Annotated in this window: 17 protein-coding genes and 1 tRNA gene; 7 read left to right on the top strand and 11 right to left on the bottom strand. The window is 54.9% G+C overall.

The window, feature by feature from the left end; genetic code table 11:
* Window positions 1-12: 12 nt before the first annotated feature.
* Genes nuoG through ndhC form a run of 6 tightly spaced genes read right to left on the bottom strand, consistent with a single transcriptional unit; the run spans window position 13 to window position 6,367 of the window.
* A complete protein-coding gene (nuoG, locus tag VNX88_12190) occupies window positions 13-2,379 on the bottom strand; it encodes an NADH-quinone oxidoreductase subunit NuoG (GenBank protein ID HWY69421.1) in 2,367 nt (788 codons plus the stop codon).
* 27 nt (window positions 2,380-2,406) lie between these two features.
* Window positions 2,407-3,741, bottom strand: a complete 1,335-nt coding sequence (gene nuoF / locus VNX88_12185; GenBank protein ID HWY69420.1) for an NADH-quinone oxidoreductase subunit NuoF — start codon at window positions 3,739-3,741, stop codon at window positions 2,407-2,409.
* Window positions 3,738-4,220, bottom strand: a complete 483-nt coding sequence (locus VNX88_12180) for an NAD(P)H-dependent oxidoreductase subunit E (protein HWY69419.1) — start codon at window positions 4,218-4,220, stop codon at window positions 3,738-3,740. The genes nuoF and VNX88_12180 overlap by 4 nt, the downstream gene beginning before the upstream one ends.
* A complete protein-coding gene (gene nuoD, locus VNX88_12175) occupies window positions 4,220-5,425 on the bottom strand; it encodes an NADH dehydrogenase (quinone) subunit D (protein ID HWY69418.1) in 1,206 nt (401 codons plus the stop codon). The genes VNX88_12180 and nuoD overlap by 1 nt, the downstream gene beginning before the upstream one ends.
* Window positions 5,426-5,917, bottom strand: coding sequence for an NADH-quinone oxidoreductase subunit C (locus VNX88_12170; protein ID HWY69417.1), 492 nt, complete (start codon window positions 5,915-5,917; stop codon window positions 5,426-5,428).
* A complete protein-coding gene (gene ndhC, locus VNX88_12165; protein HWY69416.1) occupies window positions 5,918-6,367 on the bottom strand; it encodes an NADH-quinone oxidoreductase subunit A in 450 nt (149 codons plus the stop codon).
* Between the two features lie 170 nt (window positions 6,368-6,537).
* On the opposite strand from ndhC, the gene VNX88_12160 reads away from it, so the two are divergent.
* The gene (locus tag VNX88_12160; GenBank protein HWY69415.1) at window positions 6,538-7,140 is read left to right on the top strand and encodes a hypothetical protein; all 603 of its coding nucleotides are present in this window, start codon (window positions 6,538-6,540) and stop codon (window positions 7,138-7,140) included.
* A gap of 473 nt (window positions 7,141-7,613) precedes the next feature.
* On the opposite strand, the gene VNX88_12155 is transcribed toward VNX88_12160, so the two are convergent.
* The 4 genes from VNX88_12155 to VNX88_12140 form a co-directional block, all read right to left on the bottom strand.
* Window positions 7,614-8,828 carry a tetratricopeptide repeat protein gene (locus VNX88_12155; GenBank protein ID HWY69414.1) on the bottom strand — a complete coding sequence of 405 codons (1,215 nt, stop codon included), beginning with the start codon at window positions 8,826-8,828 and terminating at the stop codon, window positions 7,614-7,616.
* Between the two features lie 274 nt (window positions 8,829-9,102).
* Complete coding sequence (locus tag VNX88_12150) at window positions 9,103-9,918, bottom strand: hypothetical protein (protein HWY69413.1); 816 nt, start codon at window positions 9,916-9,918, stop codon at window positions 9,103-9,105.
* Between the two features lie 178 nt (window positions 9,919-10,096).
* Window positions 10,097-10,173: transfer RNA gene (locus VNX88_12145), tRNA-Arg, on the bottom strand.
* Between the two features lie 417 nt (window positions 10,174-10,590).
* Window positions 10,591-10,818 carry a hypothetical protein gene (locus VNX88_12140; GenBank protein HWY69412.1) on the bottom strand — a complete coding sequence of 76 codons (228 nt, stop codon included), beginning with the start codon at window positions 10,816-10,818 and terminating at the stop codon, window positions 10,591-10,593.
* A gap of 146 nt (window positions 10,819-10,964) precedes the next feature.
* Here VNX88_12140 and VNX88_12135 point away from each other — a divergent pair, with 146 nt between their 5' ends.
* Window positions 10,965-11,345, top strand: coding sequence for an EVE domain-containing protein (locus tag VNX88_12135; GenBank protein ID HWY69411.1), 381 nt, complete (start codon window positions 10,965-10,967; stop codon window positions 11,343-11,345).
* Between the two features lie 8 nt (window positions 11,346-11,353).
* Window positions 11,354-13,870, top strand: coding sequence for a heavy metal translocating P-type ATPase (locus VNX88_12130; protein ID HWY69410.1), 2,517 nt, complete (start codon window positions 11,354-11,356; stop codon window positions 13,868-13,870).
* A 241-nt stretch (window positions 13,871-14,111) separates the two neighbouring features.
* On the opposite strand, the gene VNX88_12125 is transcribed toward VNX88_12130, so the two are convergent.
* Window positions 14,112-14,630, bottom strand: coding sequence for a TlpA disulfide reductase family protein (locus VNX88_12125; GenBank protein ID HWY69409.1), 519 nt, complete (start codon window positions 14,628-14,630; stop codon window positions 14,112-14,114).
* A gap of 44 nt (window positions 14,631-14,674) precedes the next feature.
* On the opposite strand from VNX88_12125, the gene VNX88_12120 reads away from it, so the two are divergent.
* The 4 genes from VNX88_12120 to VNX88_12105 all read left to right on the top strand — a co-directional run bounded on the left by VNX88_12120 (window position 14,675) and on the right by VNX88_12105 (window position 17,151).
* Window positions 14,675-15,085, top strand: coding sequence for a 6-carboxytetrahydropterin synthase (locus VNX88_12120; GenBank protein ID HWY69408.1), 411 nt, complete (start codon window positions 14,675-14,677; stop codon window positions 15,083-15,085).
* Window positions 15,082-15,531 (top strand): 6-carboxytetrahydropterin synthase, encoded by a 450-nt coding sequence (locus VNX88_12115; GenBank protein ID HWY69407.1) that lies wholly within the window; start codon window positions 15,082-15,084, stop codon window positions 15,529-15,531. Before VNX88_12120 ends, VNX88_12115 begins: the two co-directional genes overlap by 4 nt.
* A gap of 11 nt (window positions 15,532-15,542) precedes the next feature.
* Complete coding sequence (gene folE / locus VNX88_12110; protein ID HWY69406.1) at window positions 15,543-16,181, top strand: GTP cyclohydrolase I FolE; 639 nt, start codon at window positions 15,543-15,545, stop codon at window positions 16,179-16,181.
* A gap of 250 nt (window positions 16,182-16,431) precedes the next feature.
* Complete coding sequence (locus VNX88_12105; protein HWY69405.1) at window positions 16,432-17,151, top strand: SDR family NAD(P)-dependent oxidoreductase; 720 nt, start codon at window positions 16,432-16,434, stop codon at window positions 17,149-17,151.
* The last annotated feature ends 45 nt before the right edge of the window (window positions 17,152-17,196 follow it).

Raw genomic sequence — 17,196 nt, 5'->3', positions numbered from 1 at the left:
GAAGCAAACAGTCTAGTCGGCCGGAATCTCTATTTCGACCGGAGTGGCGCGCCGATTCTCGATGATTGAATTCAGAGTCTTCGAGTACCGCCCGAGCGTGCCGGAGGTGAACAGCGTGTCATCTGCCGGAAGGATGCTCTCCGGTGACGAAGGTTGTGAGATCGAACTGAATTCTGGAGCATGCGTGTGGACATCAGCGCCGGCAAACAGATTCAGCCGTGAGAAGTTGTATCCAGGTACAAGCCGCTGAATCTCGTCGAGCAAGGCCTCCGGATCGAACGGGCTCAGCTTAGGTTCCAGGTTTTGCGCGTTAAGCCATACGAGGTGTTGGTCGGCTTCACCGGACTGAGCGCCGCGGCTCTGTCCCATATCGGCACGAACGCCTTTTCCGAACGGAACGAGTTTGTGCACATCTGCTCCCATGCGATCGGCGATGCGGATGATCAGCTCGAAGTCGCTGCGCACGCCAGCTAGGTCGCCGGCCTTCCTCAAGAGCTGCAGATCACCATACGTATTGGTATAGCTGCCTGCCTTCTCATAGGCATTCGCCGCAGGAAGGACGACCTCCGCGGTGGTTGCGGTTTCTGTCAGAAACATGTCCTGCACTACAACGAAAGTATTCTTCAATGCGAATGGATCGATGCTGTAACGCGAAACCGGATTCGATCCGACAACGTAAAGCGCACCCAGCTTTCCCGATTTCGCAGCACTGAACATGCCTTCGATATCGAGCCCGGCCTGTCGGGGCATCGACGAACCGTACTCCTTTGAAAACGCCGCGCTTGAGAGAGCAGTGAATCCCGGGAGCAAATCGGGATATAGGCCCATGTCAGCAGCGCCGCGAGAATTCGCGTAGTCGCCAAGACAAATGAACTTGGCGCCCTGACCCGCTCCCCAATTTACGAGAGTAAGAACGTCGCCGCCACGCAGCTCAGAGCCAAAAATGACGATTAGCTCTTTTTCGTCCTTAACCTTGTCGCGGAAATCGCGTAGGGCCTCGCGAGTAAGACTGCCAGATTGGAGTTGGTTCGCGACGGAGTCATCGCCAGTCAAGTAACGAACCATCAAGCTTTCACCGCCATCCACGGGAACTTGCGCATAGGCGTGAGCCTGCCGACGCAGCTTGATATCGCCCGAATTCACAATGTAAATGCGGCCGTTATGAATGCGGAGATTGGTACGCAGATTCCACGCCAGCAGGGGATGCTGCTCGGTGGGATCGCTCCCGATTACCAGGACAGCAGGAGCAGTCATCGTTTCGCGCAGCGTTGCCGTTACGTTCTGCTTGCCGGCAACTGCCTTCGCGAAGGCTGGATAATCGGCTGTGCGGTGATGATCGATGTTGTTTGTGCCCAAAACGGAGCGCGCGAACTTCTGCAGGAGATAATTCTCTTCATTCGTCGTGCGGTTCGAGCCGATCACGCCGATCGCATTGCCGCCTTGCGAATCACGAATTTGCTTGAAACGATTGGCAACATGATCGATAGCCTGTTCCCATGAAACCGGAACCAACTTGCCATCGCGTCGGACCAGCGGGTGCGTGATTCGGTCGTCAGAATTGGCAAAATCGAAGGCGTAGCGGCCCTTGATGCAGAGGAAGTCACCGTTAATTCCGCTCTTGTCGCGGTTGTCGCCGCGAACGATCTCCATTCCTCCCTTGGAACGCCGAACGCCGAGAGTTGTCTTGCAACCATCGCCGCAATGCGTGCAGATAGTGCCAACATGGTTCATCTCCCACGGACGCGTCTTATAACGGTACGCGCCAGAGGTAAGTGCGCCGACAGGGCAGATGTCGATACACATGCCGCATTCTTCGCACTCGAGGTGATCCTGTTTGTTGGGAGCGATCAGAGAGTGGACGCCGCGGTGCTGAACACCAAGTGCCCACACGTCCATGCCTTCACCGCAAACACGCACACAGCGATAGCAGAGAATGCAACGCGGCCGATCGAAGAACACGACAGGCGACCACTGCTGTTCCTCTTTGTGTTGCTTGGCCTCCATGTACTGCGACTCAGCCGCCCCATATGCGAAGGTCATGTCCTGCAGTTCGCATTCGCCGCCCGCGTCGCACACAGGACAATCCAGAGGATGATTCCCAAGCAAAATCTCGACAGTAGCTTTGCGGGCCTGGTGGACTTCCGGAGTGTCACTAGCCACAACCATGCCCTCGGTGATCGGTATGGTGCACGCCGTTTGAAGCTTCGGCATCTTCTCGATGTGCACCAGACACATGCGGCAAGCACCCTGGACCGAAAGGCCGGGATAATAGCAAAACGCAGGAACCTCGATGCCGGCAGTCTTACAAGCTTCAATCAGAAGCGTGCCGGCCGGGCCTATGACCTTTTTGCCGTCGACGGTGATCGTTACATCTGCCATTAGATTTCGTATTCCTGTGCGCCAGAATTACGCCAATGCCATTTCTCGGCTAGCAGGTTCAAAAGGACACGGCCTGCCATCGAGGTGATCCTCAAATTCCTTTCGCCATTTCTTGACGATTGAAATGGTCGGGAATGCAGCGGCATCTCCGAGTGCGCAAAATGTTCGTCCGGCCATGTTGTTTGCCAGGTACAGCATGTGGTCGATGTCTTTTTTCATGCCGCCGCCGTCATGGAAGCGCGTGAGCGTTTTTTCCAGCCAGTCCGTGCCTTCGCGGCACGGGATGCACCATCCGCAACTCTCGTGCTGGTAAAACTTCATGATCCGCAGCGCTACTTTCACCATACAGGTCTGGTCATCAATTGCGACTACGCCGCCGGAACCGAGAAACTCTCCTCGTTTGGCGAACCAGTCGTAGTCCATCGTCGCCGACTCGGCTTCTTCGCGCGTAAGCAGAAACGTGGAGGATCCACCGGGAACGAATGCCTTCAGCTCACGCCCGTTCGGAATACCACCGCCAACGTCATAGATCATCTTCTTCGCGGGATACCCAAGTGGCAATTCGTAGACACCCGGCTTATTGAAGTGGCCCGTAAGGCACGTCAGACGCGTGCCTCCATTCTTTTCATTAGGCCCGAAGCTCACATACCATTTGCCGCCGTTCAAGATGATCGGTGGCACGGTGGCGATGGTCTCGACGTTGTTAATCACGGTCGGACCGCCATAGAGGCCTTTGATAGCAGGGAAGGGAGGCTTCAAACGCGGCAATCCACGTTTCCCTTCGAGCGACTCCATCAGCGCAGACTCTTCGCCTACTTCGTAAGCACCAGCGCCGGTGTGGGTCAAAATGTTGAATTCGTGTTTGCTGCCAAAAATGCTCTTGCCGAGAAAGCCATTTTTATATGCATCGGCGACCGCCTTCTCCATGATCTCTAATAGATAGCGATATTCGCCGCGCAGATAAATGAAGCCAACCTTCGCGCCGACCGCCAGCCCAGCAATGATTGTGCCTTCAATAATGGCGTGGGGATCATATTCAGCGAGCAGGCGGTCCTTGCAAGTGGCGGGCTCGCTCTCGTCGCCGTTGACGAGAATGTATTTGGGAGCTTCCGACTGCTTGGGAACGAAGGACCATTTCATTCCAGTTGCGAATCCCGCACCTCCGCGACCCCTCAGCCCGGACGCTTTTACTTCATTGATGATGTCGTCAGGCTGCATCTCGAGCGCCTTACGCGCCGCTTTATATCCATCAAGTTCAATGTAGCGATCGATCTCTTGCGCGCCTTGCCCGAAGCGCTTGGAGATGATGCGTACCTCGTCCGCGTGAGTGACCAGGGGCGTCTGCGTGTAGATGGTCTTCACTGTTGGGTCTTCTTTTGATAGGTGTCGAGGATCCTGTCCATCTTCTCAGGCGTTACTTCTAGGTGGAAGTCGTAGTTTACCTGCACGGCAGGCGCCCAACTGCAAGCACCAAGGCACTCGACTTCCTCAACCGAGAACGTTCCATCTCGGGTGACTTCCTTTTGATCGACGCCGAGCTTTTGCTTGCAGTGTTCGAATACCTCCTCCGCCCCGCGCAACATGCAGCTGATGTTCGTGCAGACCTGCACGACGTACTTTCCCGCGGGCTTTGTGCGCAAGAGTGAGTAATAGCTCAACACATTGCGTACTTCGAGTTCGGTTACTTCGACTCGCTTGGCGATGTCTGAAATGACCTCATCGGAAAGGTACCCAACTTCGTCTTGCGCGTAGAGCAGGAGTGGAATCAAAGCGGAGCGCTTCCAAGGATATTGCGCAACGAGCTTTTGAAACCGCTGCTCAAGTTCTGGAGAGTATTGCATCAGCGATCGATCTCCCCCAGGACGATATCAATGCTTCCAATGGCCGCTACGACGTCAGCCAAAAGCCTACCCACACAGAGCTTCTCCAACGCCTGCAGATTGGCAAAGCACGCCGAGCGCATGTGGACACGATAAGGTTTGGCGGTGCCGTCACTGCGAACGTAATAGCCCATCTCTCCGCGCGGCGACTCCACGGCTTGATAAACCTCGCCAGCCGGAACTGCAAAACCCTCGGTCACGATCTTAAAGTGATAGATGAGGGCCTCCATCTGCGTCTTCATCTTCTCGCGATCCGGCAAGATCACTTTGGGAGAATCGGCCTTGAACGGGCCTTCAGGCATTCCCTCCAAAGCCTGGCGAGCGATTTTGTTGGATTCGCGCAGCTCCTGCACGCGGAGCAGATAGCGAGCGTAGACGTCACCGTCGTTTGAGACAGGCACCTTGAATTGAAATTTCTCGTAGCCCGAATAGGGCATATCACGGCGAAGATCCCAATCGACGCCGCTGCCACGAGCGCTCGGACCGGTGACGCCGAGCGCGATGCAATCGTCAGCACTGATGTAAGCCACGCCCCTTGTTCGCTCGACCCAGATGGGATTGGCTGTCAGTAAACCCTCATATTCGTCAATGCAATCCGAAAACTTATCAATGAATTTCTTTACCTTAGCCCAGAAGTCGAGCGGCGGGTCAAGCGAGACACCCCCAATACGGAAATACGAGGTCATCATCCGCTGACCGGCAACGTTTTCGAAAATCTTGAGCACTTCCTCGCGCTCGCGGAAACAGTAGAGGAATACCGTCATAGCGCCGATGTCGAGCGCATGCGTCCCAAGCCAGACAAGATGGGAATTGATTCGCGTAAGTTCGTTCAACAGAACGCGCAGATACTGCGCCCGGGGTGGAATCTCAAGTTGCAGCAGCTTCTCGACGGCCAAACAATACGTGAGGTTGTTGGTCATCGGACACAGGTAGTCGATGCGATCAGTAAGGGGAACTACCTGCTGGTAAAACTTGGCCTCGCAAGTCTTCTCAATTCCCGTGTGAAGATATCCGATATCGGGAACGCATTTGACGACGGTCTCGCCGTCGATCTCGAGAAGAAGGCGCAGCACGCCGTGCGTGGATGGGTGCTGCGGGCCCATGTTCAGGATCATGGTGCGATCCTGCGCTGGTTCGAGTACCGGTGTGGGATTCAGATGTGCCATTTAGCGATAGCCCTCTACCGGATAATCCTTGCGCAAGGGATGGCCTTCCCAATCCTCGGGCATCATGATGCGCCGCAGGTTCGGATGACCCACGAATCGGAGACCGAACAGATCGAAGACTTCGCGCTCGAAGAAGTTCGCCGAAGGCCACACGCCCGTCAAGGACTCAATAGATGGATCCCCACCCGGCACCTTCGCGATCAGGCAAACTCGCTCTTTTCGGGAATGGGAAAGCAGGTTGTAGATGACCTCGAACCGCGGCTCTGACGGAAAGACATCGACGCAAGTGATGTCAGAAAGGAAATTGAATTTAGTCGTCGGATTGTCGCGCAGAATCTCGCACGCGCGCCTGATGTCCGCCCGGTTGACGTATATGGTCAGCTCATTACGATCAAACCTTGCTGAATCCACCAGGGAAGCAGCTTGTAGCGCCGCGGCCGCCCGCTTGTCTTTGAGTTTGTCAATTTCGGTGATTGCAGACTGTAGCGCCATCTAGAAATCCGTTTTCTCCGTCGTATTCCAGTCAAGCGCACCCTTCTTCCAAATGTAGAAGAAACCGACCAGGACAATGCCGATGTAAACCAGCATCTCCCAGAATCCGAACATGCGCGCGCTAAAGTCGCCAGGGGCAGCACCGAGCGCCGGAGCAATCGCTGCCGGCAGCTTGCGGTAGATCACAGCCCACGGAATGAGGAAGATCGCCTCGACATCGAACAAGATAAAGAGCATGGCGACCATGTAGAACTTTACGGAGAATCGTTGACGCGCATCGCCGGTACCAACCATGCCGCACTCGTAAGCTTGCATTTTGGTGCGGCTGTAGCGATGCTTCCCAACGAGCGCAGAGAGAACCACCATGCCTCCGGCAACCAGGCAAGCCACCACGATCTGCAACAGCATAGGCAGGTAAATGACGTAGTAAGGTAGAGGCTGGTTCGGCATAGAGCCCGTTATATAATGCGCGCCAACACTGACGCTGAAACATTTGACTATAAGTTTCGCTGCGACAGAGTGTCAAGCGCAGGACACGAAATGAAACGCTCGCGAACCATTGTCTCGGCGCGAGCAACAGATGAAAGTGAATCTCGTATGCTTCGCGATCACAGGGCCCGATGATTTTTGGTTTTAACACTGACGTAAAATACGATCAGACCGTGTACCACGTGCAGAGTGAAGCGCGAAAAGCGGACTTACTGCTGCAAACAATGGTGTTTGTCCAGGGGCATTGCATCGGCAAGTACGCGTCTTCGTACGCTGAAGCAGTTGGCAATCCTGGATTCGCCGAGGAACACATTCACGATTTGTTAAAGAGACAGCATCGCGAGGTGCTCGAGGTAATCAAAGCCGGTTCGATCGAGCAATTCTTTCGCGATCAGACGGAAATCCGCGATGCTGAGGGTGTGAGTCTCGCTGTTACGTGGCTGAATTCTGATGAACCGGTCGCGAGCAAAAGGCTGACCATGCGGTTGTTGGTCAGCGATGCCGGTGCTGCCGTAGATGGAGCTCTAGTCACCTCGCGATTGCAATATCCGGCTGGTGTGCCGATTCACTCGCAGTCAGTGAGCGAGGCTGATGGGCGCGTGGCCATCGAGTTGAACCTCGAAGAACTGGACGGAGATGTGCGCGATCCAGTTGTGTTCGTGCGCGCAACCCATGGGGAGCGCTCGGTAACTCGCAAGTACCGCCTGAAAGTCGAGAGCAGCGTTCTCAGCTAGAGTTCTGCCTGCGCAAAGCACACTAAGTTCAGAAAGGGAATTGTTAAAAAAGAGGGAGGAAGCACGAGCGTGCTTCCTCTGTCGTCTTACTTAGAGGTACCAAGAAACGTTATTAGGATTGATGTTGAATTGCGAGTTCAGCAGCTTGAAAGAAGCAACTACCGAACGCTAAGAAGGAGGCAACAGGCGGCGATCCAGCTCCAGAAGGCGGCAGTATGTACGCCGATCCGGAAGCAAAGGCTGTCGAGTAGCTTGTTGTTCTCAAACATCCAGATTTACTCCAATTAGGGATCTGATAAAGCGGGCGGCGAGCTTTTGCTGCCTTCTGTTACTTAAGCTGGATGAGCGGCAGATGAGAACGCGAAAACAGGATCAGAGGGCACTTTGGTAACGGGAATTCTGCCTAAGCGCGTTCCAAATCGACACTAAGACTCGGGAGTGACGGCCGCCCAGGTACTCCCGTGTGGGCGTATCTATTGCTTCGGAGGAGTGTTGTTCAGTTCTTCGAGCTGTTTGAGCTTCTCCCGAATGCTTGGTGAATTTGGAGCATTGGGTGCGATGGCCAGATAAGCTTTGGCCTGTTGTACGGCGCCCGCAAAATCCTGTTTCCGCGCAAGGATATCGCCAAGATAGAGAACCGCCATCGGTCTCCTATGCTCGTTGTCGAGCGACAAGAACTTGCGAATATTGCGTTCCGCATCATCCATCTTGCCCAAATTGAAACTTGCGACTCCGCTAAAGAAGTACGCTTCTGGGTATGCAAGTGGGGCGAGTCTGTTCACCTGGTCAGTGAAGCGGATCGTATCCTTCCAGTTTTGCTGGTTCGCAGCAATCACCGCTAAACCGAAATATGGCTTCGCATATTGGGGATCGGACGCAATGGCCTGCGAGTAGTCTTTAGTCGCCTGGTCGAGTTGTTTCGAACTCTGGTGAATCATGCCAAGCAGCGCCCACGCCGCTGCGAACTTGGGAAACTCCAGTACAGCTTTGTCGAGTTCCTTCTCGGCGTCCTTGAAGTTTTCCTTGGAAATTGCTTTCTGCGCCCTTTCGTAAGCCTTCTTTGCGTTATTCGGCGCCTGCATGGTTGTGAGGCTGATTGTCGTGCCGCTGCCTCCTCCAAGGCGCTGCATGGTAATGGTGTCCATCCGTATTTCACCGAAGCTGCCCTCGACACGAATCATTACGGTGCTGGACTGGAACCCAGGTAGCATGGCCCGGAGCTCGCAGCCGATCAACTCGCGGGGATTAACTCCGCCCAATCCGCTGCCCGGATTTCCCGTGACGGAACGGCTTCCCATCCCGAACCCGCCCGAGCCGCCGCTCTCCGAAACATCCTGTAGCTCAAAATTCTGCCCCAGTTGAATCTGGTAATGTCCTTTGGAGTCGGTGTAACCCTCTTTATGCGCTGAACCGCCGCACACTTTCTCAATCGCGACTGGTTCAGGAGGCGCCGTTCCGTCCTGAAGGACTACGCTTCCGGAAATGTAAAGGATTTGCCTCTCGGTTTGAGTGTTGGGGAATCCGGTGCTGGGTTGAGGAAGAGTCGTTGTGCTCCCAGGTGTATTGGTTCGCGTTCCTCCCGAAGGAGTTCCGCCACCACCTCCGCCGCTTGGACGCTGTGCCGCCGTCGTGCAACAGAATGCAAAAACCAGCGGAAGTACGAGGGTAATGCGGGTGGAGCGTGTCATAAGCGTGCCCCCTACTCGAATCCGAAGCGACGAACCTGCTTTCTCGCTTAATGTTACGCCCGATTCAGGAGAAACGGACGAAAAAGTCTGAGCGGGACAGGAGGGACTTCCAGACGCATTCAGCAGCGCGAATTGCGGTTGGTTGAGAGACGGAGGACGACATCACGCAACTTGTCGTTGAAGTTCTTTGGCAGGGTTCCGGTGGGTTCGCGGAGACATTTCAGCCCAAAGAAAAAGCCAGCCAGCTGGCTGGCCTTGCTCAGATGCACTGCGTCTAGAAGGTGAATTTCGCGGCCAAGCGCATAGTTCGAGCACCCGTACGAGCGTAGTGTGGGTTTCCAAAATACGGAGCCGCTGCATTCGGCGGGTCCTGGACATCGAGTACGTTCATATCAAGCCCCGCAGACTCATTTGCATGATTCAGGACGTTGAACATATCTGCGCGAATCTGGAATGAACTCTTCTCCCCCAGGTATGGCACGCGGAAGTTACGGGCAATGCTCGTGTTCCAGGTCACAATGCCCGGCTCACGATAGCCGTTGCGCTGTATGTTGCCGATGCCAGGTTGGATTAGCCAGCGAACCTGCGATGCATCAGTGGGTAAGCCGCTGAATGCGTCGTAGAGATATCCCGGCGCAAACGGCGCTCCGAGAAACGCTCCATCGATGGCAGCGGTACCAGCAGGTGCATTGGGATTCCCGACATTCGGACGTCCGTTAAGAGCGTTGCCATCTCCGTTTGTATCGATTCCGCCGACGAATGGTGTATTCGGCAGTCCGCTTTGCAGAGACGCAGTACTCGACCACTGCCATCCGCGAGTCAGGTAAGCGATGTGATTCAGCAAATTGTTCGAGGATGAGAATCCGGGAACCTCATACACGTAAGCAATCGCGAAACGATGAGTCACGTCGTACGCCGACAGCCCATGCTCTCCCTTACGCGCATTACCGGCATTCAATTGGTCCTGCGGAAAAGGGCTGATTGGCGTGATCTGGTACACCTCTGATGCATCATCCCATCCACGACTCAGTGTGTATGATCCGCGAAGCATCAGGCCACGCGAGAAGCGACGTTCCAGCTTAAACTCCATAGCGTTGTAATTCGAAGATGCACGGTTGTCCCGGAAAACAGAGAAAGGCGCTTGTGGGGTGAGTTCGAAACGTGAGCCGGTACTTAGGTAACAGATTTCGTCCCTCCGGCTTGGGACGTTTACCTGAAGTAAGTTTTTGCACCTACGAGGGGAATGAAATTGGGTGCAAATTAGCGAATGGCGCGCCCTGAGAGATTCGAACTCCCGACCTTCTGATTCGTAGTCAGACGCTCTATCCAACTGAGCTAAGGGCGCGGTTTGCGCAATGAAACTTAGAAGAAAAGAGGTTCTTGCAGACAAAAAAATTATAGCAGAGTGATACGTCCAGTCGGTCGCTGACGTTGCCTCAATACTTGTGAATAAATGCTGTTCGGGCACGTTGCGCCAGAGCAAACATTTTTCACATTTAGAGTGTGGCATTTCCATTGCACCGCCCGAGAAAAACCTACACTAAGTCTTTCGAGTTCCAGAAAACTTTACCGACTCTGACGGCCCCGGCCATCGCTAAGTCCTGCATTTTGAATGGCTGGCTGGTTGGCATCGAGGATGCTTTATCCCGTAACAGACGAAGTGGCGCGCAACGGGACGCTCTTGAGACTTACTCGGCCAGAGGATCTCTTGAGCGTCTCTTTGCTTTTGGGCAACTCTTTTACCTAGCGCAGATAGCCACTCTCAAACGAGCTGAATCTTCTCTCGAAGATCCATGCCCGCGCGCCGCAGGATTGCTGCGACGGTTTCCTCGCTAAGGCGCGAAGCGTCATATTCCACGCGCACAATCTGCTGGGCTTCATCAAACTCAATTTTTCTTACGCCATAAACGTCGCGCGCGTAGGTCAGAGCGCGCAATTCGTTTTCTCCCGGCGGCGTGCCGTAACGGAAAGCTACGTCGAGCTGCGTCATTCAGGCGTTCTCCTCAAAGACTCAGCAATAACTTAACAGCAAGAAGATGTACTCGCGAGTTTGTATATTCGGAACCCGGTCCAGTCTTGGGCGATTCCGCAGTGCCGGTATATGGTACTCACAAACACCTCTGAGAGAGACTACCAATGAACTATCTCCTAAAAACCGAGGCTTCCGCTTACTCGTTTGCTGACCTTCAGCGCGAACAGACCACCATTTGGGATGGTGTAACCAATCCGGTGGCAGTCAGAAACCTTCGCAACATGAAAAGTGGCGATCACCTTGTGATCTATCACACCGGCGATGAAAAACGAGCTGTAGGCACCGCTTCCGTAGTATCAGTGGATTCATCCGACGCAAAAAATCCCCGAGTACAAATCAAAGCCGGCAAGCCGATTACGCAACCTTTGAGCCTGGCAGACATCAAGCAGAAGAAGGCGTTTGCGGATTCGCCGCTGGTGCGCCAAGGCCGCCTGAGCGTCGTGCCGCTCACCGATGAGCAATACAAGATCCTGACTGGGTCATAGATCACAGAATGCAAAGAGAATTGAAGCCGGTAGCGGACTCCGTAGTTGATCCTGTGTGCGGGATGCAGGTTGATCCTGCGCAAGCTCGTGCCAGCCGCGAGCATGCAGGCAGGCACTACTTTTTTTGCTGCAGCTCTTGCGCAGAAAGATTTACGGCCGACCCTGAGAAGTATCTCAACGCAGACCCGAAGGAGTCTCCTGCTGAACTAGTACAGTTAGGCAGAATCCCAGGTCGTCCCCCTGAACTATCGCTTGACCAAAAGGCACGTTCTGCGCCGCGAGCCTCACGCAAGTATTTCTGCCCAATGGATCCGGAGGTCATCTCGGTTGATCCGGGCTCTTGTCCCAAATGCGGAATGGCTCTGGAGCCGGAACTGCTCAGCACCACCAAGACTGAGTACGTGTGCCCGATGCATCCTGAGGTTATCTCCGACAAGCCAGGAGCATGTCCAATTTGTGGCATGGCGCTCGAACCGCGTGTTGCTGCGACCAGCTCTGTCGAGGAGGACGACAGCGAACTTCGGAGCATGCGTCTGCGCTTTTGGATTGGCCTGGCTCTCACCGTGCCTCTGCTGGCGATCAGTATGGGCGGAATGCTCACTTCAGGATGGCTGCACGAGTTCGACATGACACGAGTTTCAGCGTGGCTGCAGCTCGTGCTGGCTGCTCCGGTTGTCCTCTGGGGCGGCGCCCCTTTCTTTCAGCGAGGATGGAACTCGCTACGCACTGGCAATCTCAACATGTTCACTCTGATCGCGATGGGTACGGGCGTCGCTTTTCTTTACAGCTTGGTCGTGACAGTCCTGCCACAGAGCCTGCTGCCGGTGATCGCTCGCGGCATGGGAAGACCTGACGTCTACTTTGAGGTCAGCGCGTCCATCACCGTTCTCGTTTTGCTTGGACAGGTCATGGAGCTGCGCGCACGCAAACAGACTAGCGGCGCAATTCGTGCGCTCCTGAACTTAACGCCGAAGATGGCTCGCAAAGTTGAAGAATCAGGCAGGGAAGCCGACGTCCCGCTCGAACAGATCGCAGTAGGTGACCGTCTGCGCGTCCGTCCGGGCGAAAAGATTCCTGTAGACGGGCGAGTCGAGGAAGGGAAGAGCAGCGTCGATGAATCGATGGTCACCGGTGAGGCGATCCCGGTGCTTAAGCAGCAGGGAGACAAATTGATAGCCGGCACTGTGAATGGCACTGGATCGATGCTGATGGCCGCACAACGCGTTGGCAGCGAAACTTTACTGGCCCAGATCGTCGCGATGGTCGCCTCGGCACAACGGAGCCGTGCGCCAATTCAGCGCCTTGCCGATCGAGTTGCTGCCGTATTTGTTCCCACCGTAATCGCATGTGCGATTGCCGCATTCGCAGGTTGGTTCCTGTTTGGTCCAGAGCCGCGCTTTGCTCACGCTTTGGTCAGCGCTGTAGCTGTGCTGATTATTGCGTGTCCATGTGCGCTCGGATTAGCTACGCCGATGGCGATCATGGTTGGTACGGGACAGGGAGCTCGCAATGGCGTGCTCGTGCGCGATGCCCGCGCGCTTGAGGCCATGGAGAAAATCGACACGCTTGTGGTCGACAAGACCGGGACTCTGACGCTCGGGAGACCGGAAGTTACGGATATCAAGGTGTTCGGCAAGTTCTCCGAGGAAGAGGTGCTGCAGGCAGTTGCAAGCGTGGAGTCACATAGTGAACATCCCATTGCGGGCGCGATCATCCGCGCTGCGCAGGCTCGCGGACTCGAACTGCTGCCATTGTCCGACTTCGACTCGGAGACGGGCCGAGGCATCAGCGCAAACGTCGAGACTCCGCGTGGTCGCGAAGTGGTGATTGTCGGAAACGCGGAGCAGATGCTCAGAGCAGGCATTGACATAAACCTCGCCGAATCGTTCACAGAGCAATTGCGGGAACAGGCCAAAACCGTTGTATTCGCCGCCATCGATGGTCAGCTTTCCACGATCATCGCCGTAGCGGATCCGGTCCGCGAATCCACTCCCGAAGTAGTGAGGGAGCTCCGAATCCAGGGAATCAGAGTCGTGATGGCCACAGGCGACAATCGCGCAACCGCCAAAGCCATTGCGCGGCAGGTTGGTATCGAGGAGGTTGAGGCGGAAGTGCTGCCTCATCGCAAGGCTGAGCTAGTACGTGACCTACAATCGCGTGGCAACCGAATCGCGATGGCTGGAGACGGCATCAATGACGCTCCCGCTCTAGCTCAGGCCGATGTTGGAATTGCCATGGGAACCGGCACGGATGTGGCATTAGAAAGCGCCGATATCGCACTTGTTAAAGGTGATCTGCGCGGAATCCTCAAGGCGCGCCGTCTCAGTAACGCAGTCATGCGCAACATCCGGCAGAATCTGTTCTTTGCCTTCGTCTACAACGCGGCCGGCATTCCCCTGGCGGCAGGCCTGCTGTACCCACTGTTTCACATGACGCTGAATCCCATCTTCGCGGCCGCCGCCATGAGTTTGAGTTCGGTTTCGGTGATTTCGAACTCGCTGAGATTGAGACGCGTAGGCCTGTAGGTTGATTCGCCAAAGCAAGAAACAGCGAAAACAACAGGGGAGTTTTCGAATTCGGCGTCGAAATCGAAGAATTTTGCCCAAAATCTGCAAAATTTTCTCAAAACCAGGGAATTAACAGGGAATTCTGTGGATTTCTTCCCAAGCCACTGTCAAACATGCACTTACTAGTGTCCAACGCGGGATTCAAAAAAATAACAGGGAATTAGCAGGGAATTTCTGTCCCAAATTGGAACGACAGCCCTTAGGATTCAGTCCGCAGTGCTTCCAGATACGAAACGATCGCCGGGCTGGTCCACTCCACTGGTCCGATAAACTTGCGGCGGATGATGCCTTTGCGGTCGATGATGTACGTCTCCGGCCATCCCGACGTCCCATATGTGTCGCTGCTCTTCTGAGCAGGATCGTTGACAGTAATAAGGTCCACATTGTGATCGCGGACAAACTTCCTGTATGCATCCGGATCGTGGTCCGTAGCCACGGCGAGTACGGTCACCCGATCACGGAGAGTGTGCTGCATCTGGATCAGTGAGGGCATCTCTTCGATACAGGGCGCGCACCAGCTTGCCCAGAAGTTCAGGACAACTACTTGCCCTTTGTAGTCATGCAGTGAGATCGTGCGCTGCGAGTCCGAAACCGTAAAATCCGGGGCTGAACGACCAACCAGGTCCGGCCGTGCGCCTCGATCACACCCAGACAGCGCGAGAAAAACTGCAACGGATACGAGCCTTAGGACTCTGATAGATAGGGGAGCAAAGCTCACGCTACGTATAATAAATCCAGAGGAAACGAACTCAAGGCACAAGCATGGTCTACCTCACGCGGAAGGCTGAGTTTTCCGCCTCGCACTTCTATCACAACCCCAAATTGTCACCGGAAGAGAACCAGCGCATCTTCGGGAAGTGCAACAATCCGCATGGCCATGGCCACAATTACACCCTCGAAGTCACGGTAGCGGGCGAGGTTGACGAGCGCTCCGGCTTCGTCATGGACCTCAAGAAGCTCAAGGATCTCATGAACCGCGAAGTAATCGACGGCCTCGATCATCGGCACCTGAACAAAGAGGTGCCGGAGTTTCGGGACAGGATTCCGACTACTGAGAACCTTGCCATTGCCATCTGGAACCGGTTGTCGGGAAAACTGAACGGAGCGAAGCTCCATCGCGTGCGTCTGTATGAAACGGACGATCTCTTCGTGGACGTTTACGGAGAACCATGAAGGCTCACCTCACAAGACGCTACAAGTTTTCAGCCTCTCACCGGCTGCATTCTCCTCACTTCAGCGACGCGGAGAATCGCGAGATGTATGGCAAGTGCAATAACCCCTACGGGCACGGACACAACTACAGAGTTGAAGTCACACTTAGCGGACAACCCGATCCGGAAACTGGCATGGTCTGCAACCTCGCCGATCTGGATGGATTTGTCGATCGGGTTGTGATGCCGAGATTCGAGTTCAGCAATCTCAACGAGTTGGATACTTTTCGCAATCTGGTGCCGACAACTGAGAATCTTTCGCGGGAGCTGTTTCATCTCTTTCGTGATCAATTCGACCTTGCGAAAGTGGAGAAGGTTCGGATTGAAGAGACCATGATGAATTCCTTTGAGTACGCCGGCGGTCGAGAGTTGGGACCGGCAGCAGTTCCGGAACGGGCACAGGGATGAAGGGAGACCGAGTGAAGAGCGGAGCAGTAAAGCGCGTGATGACGATGCCGAAGACGACATTGCAAGAACAAAATGAGGCGGAAGCAGCTCTGGAGAAAGCCTATCTCGAGATCCTCGAGAACATCGGGGAAGATCCTGAGCGCGACGGCTTAAAGCGCACGCCAGAACGCACGGCCAAAGCCATTCGATTTCTCACCCGCGGATATCAGAAAGATCCAGCGCAGTTGCTGCGCGCGGCCCTCTTCGAAGTCGATTACGACGAGATGGTCATCGTCAAAGACATCGAGATGTTCAGCCTCTGCGAGCATCACATCCTTCCATTCTTCGGGAAAGTGCATGTCGCATATCTACCGAAAGGAAAGGTGATCGGGCTTAGCAAAATCCCTCGGCTCGTGGACGTCTTCGCGCGTCGCTTGCAGGTTCAGGAGCGGCTTACAAAACAGATTGCGGACGCCATCCAGGATGCGATCGACCCAATTGGCGTCGGAGTGGTGATCGAGGCTCGACATCTTTGCATGATGATGCGTGGAGTCGAAAAGCAGCATTCAGCTACGGTGACTTCGTCCATGCTGGGCGCCTTCCGCAACGAGCACGAGACACGAGAGGAATTCCTGTCGCTGATTCGGTCGGGCAAGCCTAACGGCTTCTGAAGCTTTGTCTGATGTCATTCCGAACCGCCGGTTTATGGCGGTGAGGAATCCCTATCAACATCGACACTGCTGATTCGAGCCACGCAAAGTACTCGCTACGGTCCTCTCGCAATATCGAGGAACAGCCAGCCCGCAAGCTTGGCATCCTCTAACGTGGTAGCAGGCCATAGGGATTCCTCCCGCCACAGAGCTGGCGGTTCGGAATGACAGAAGCACAAAGACTCGCCGTGGTGAAATACTTGCCGCTACCATGAACGGCAATCTCACAGGAAAGACGGCAGTCGTTACCGGCGGAAGTCGCGGTATCGGTTTGGGAATTGCCCGTGAGCTTGCGAGAAACGGGTGTCGCGTTGCCATCGCAGGTCGGGATCCCCAAGCGCTCGAAGCGGCGATCGAGCAATTCAAGAGCGAAGATTTGTCGCTCTCCGCGAAACGCTGTGATGTTTCTAATCCCGATCAAGTGCATGAACTTTTTCAGGCTGTGCGAGAGCGATTCAAGTCCCTCGATTTCTTGATTAATAACGCCGGCGCCGCGCACCATCTGGCAAATGTTGACCAGCTTCCGATCGAGGAATTTCGCCGGGTCATCGATACCAATCTGGTCGGGACATTTCTTTGCTGCCGTGCTGCTATTCCGCTCATGAACTCGGGAGCTATGATTGTGAACAACTTGTCGGTCGCCGCACATCAGGCGTTCGCAGGTATGTCGGCATATAACGCTTCGAAAGCCGGGGCCCTGGCGTTCACCAACACACTGCGCGAAGAGTTGCGAAAACAGGGCATCCGCGTGATGGCTCTTATTCCCGGAGCCGTCGATACGGATATCTGGCAGCAGTTCTGGCCCGATGCTCCTAGGGAAAAGATGGTCTCCACTCAGGACATTGCCCGCGCCGTGGTACTAGCCCTCGCCATGCCGCCGAATACTTCGATTGACGAGATTCGCATCGGACCTGCCAGCGGGACCTTGTAATCCTTGTCATTCCGAGCCGCCTGTATTTGGCGGGGAGGAATCCCT

Source organism: Terriglobales bacterium (genome assembly GCA_035567895.1).
Taxonomy (GTDB): Bacteria; Acidobacteriota; Terriglobia; order Terriglobales; family Acidobacteriaceae; genus Gp1-AA112.
Note: the sequence above shows the minus strand (reverse complement) of the source record. Positions and strands in the feature narration are given on the sequence as shown.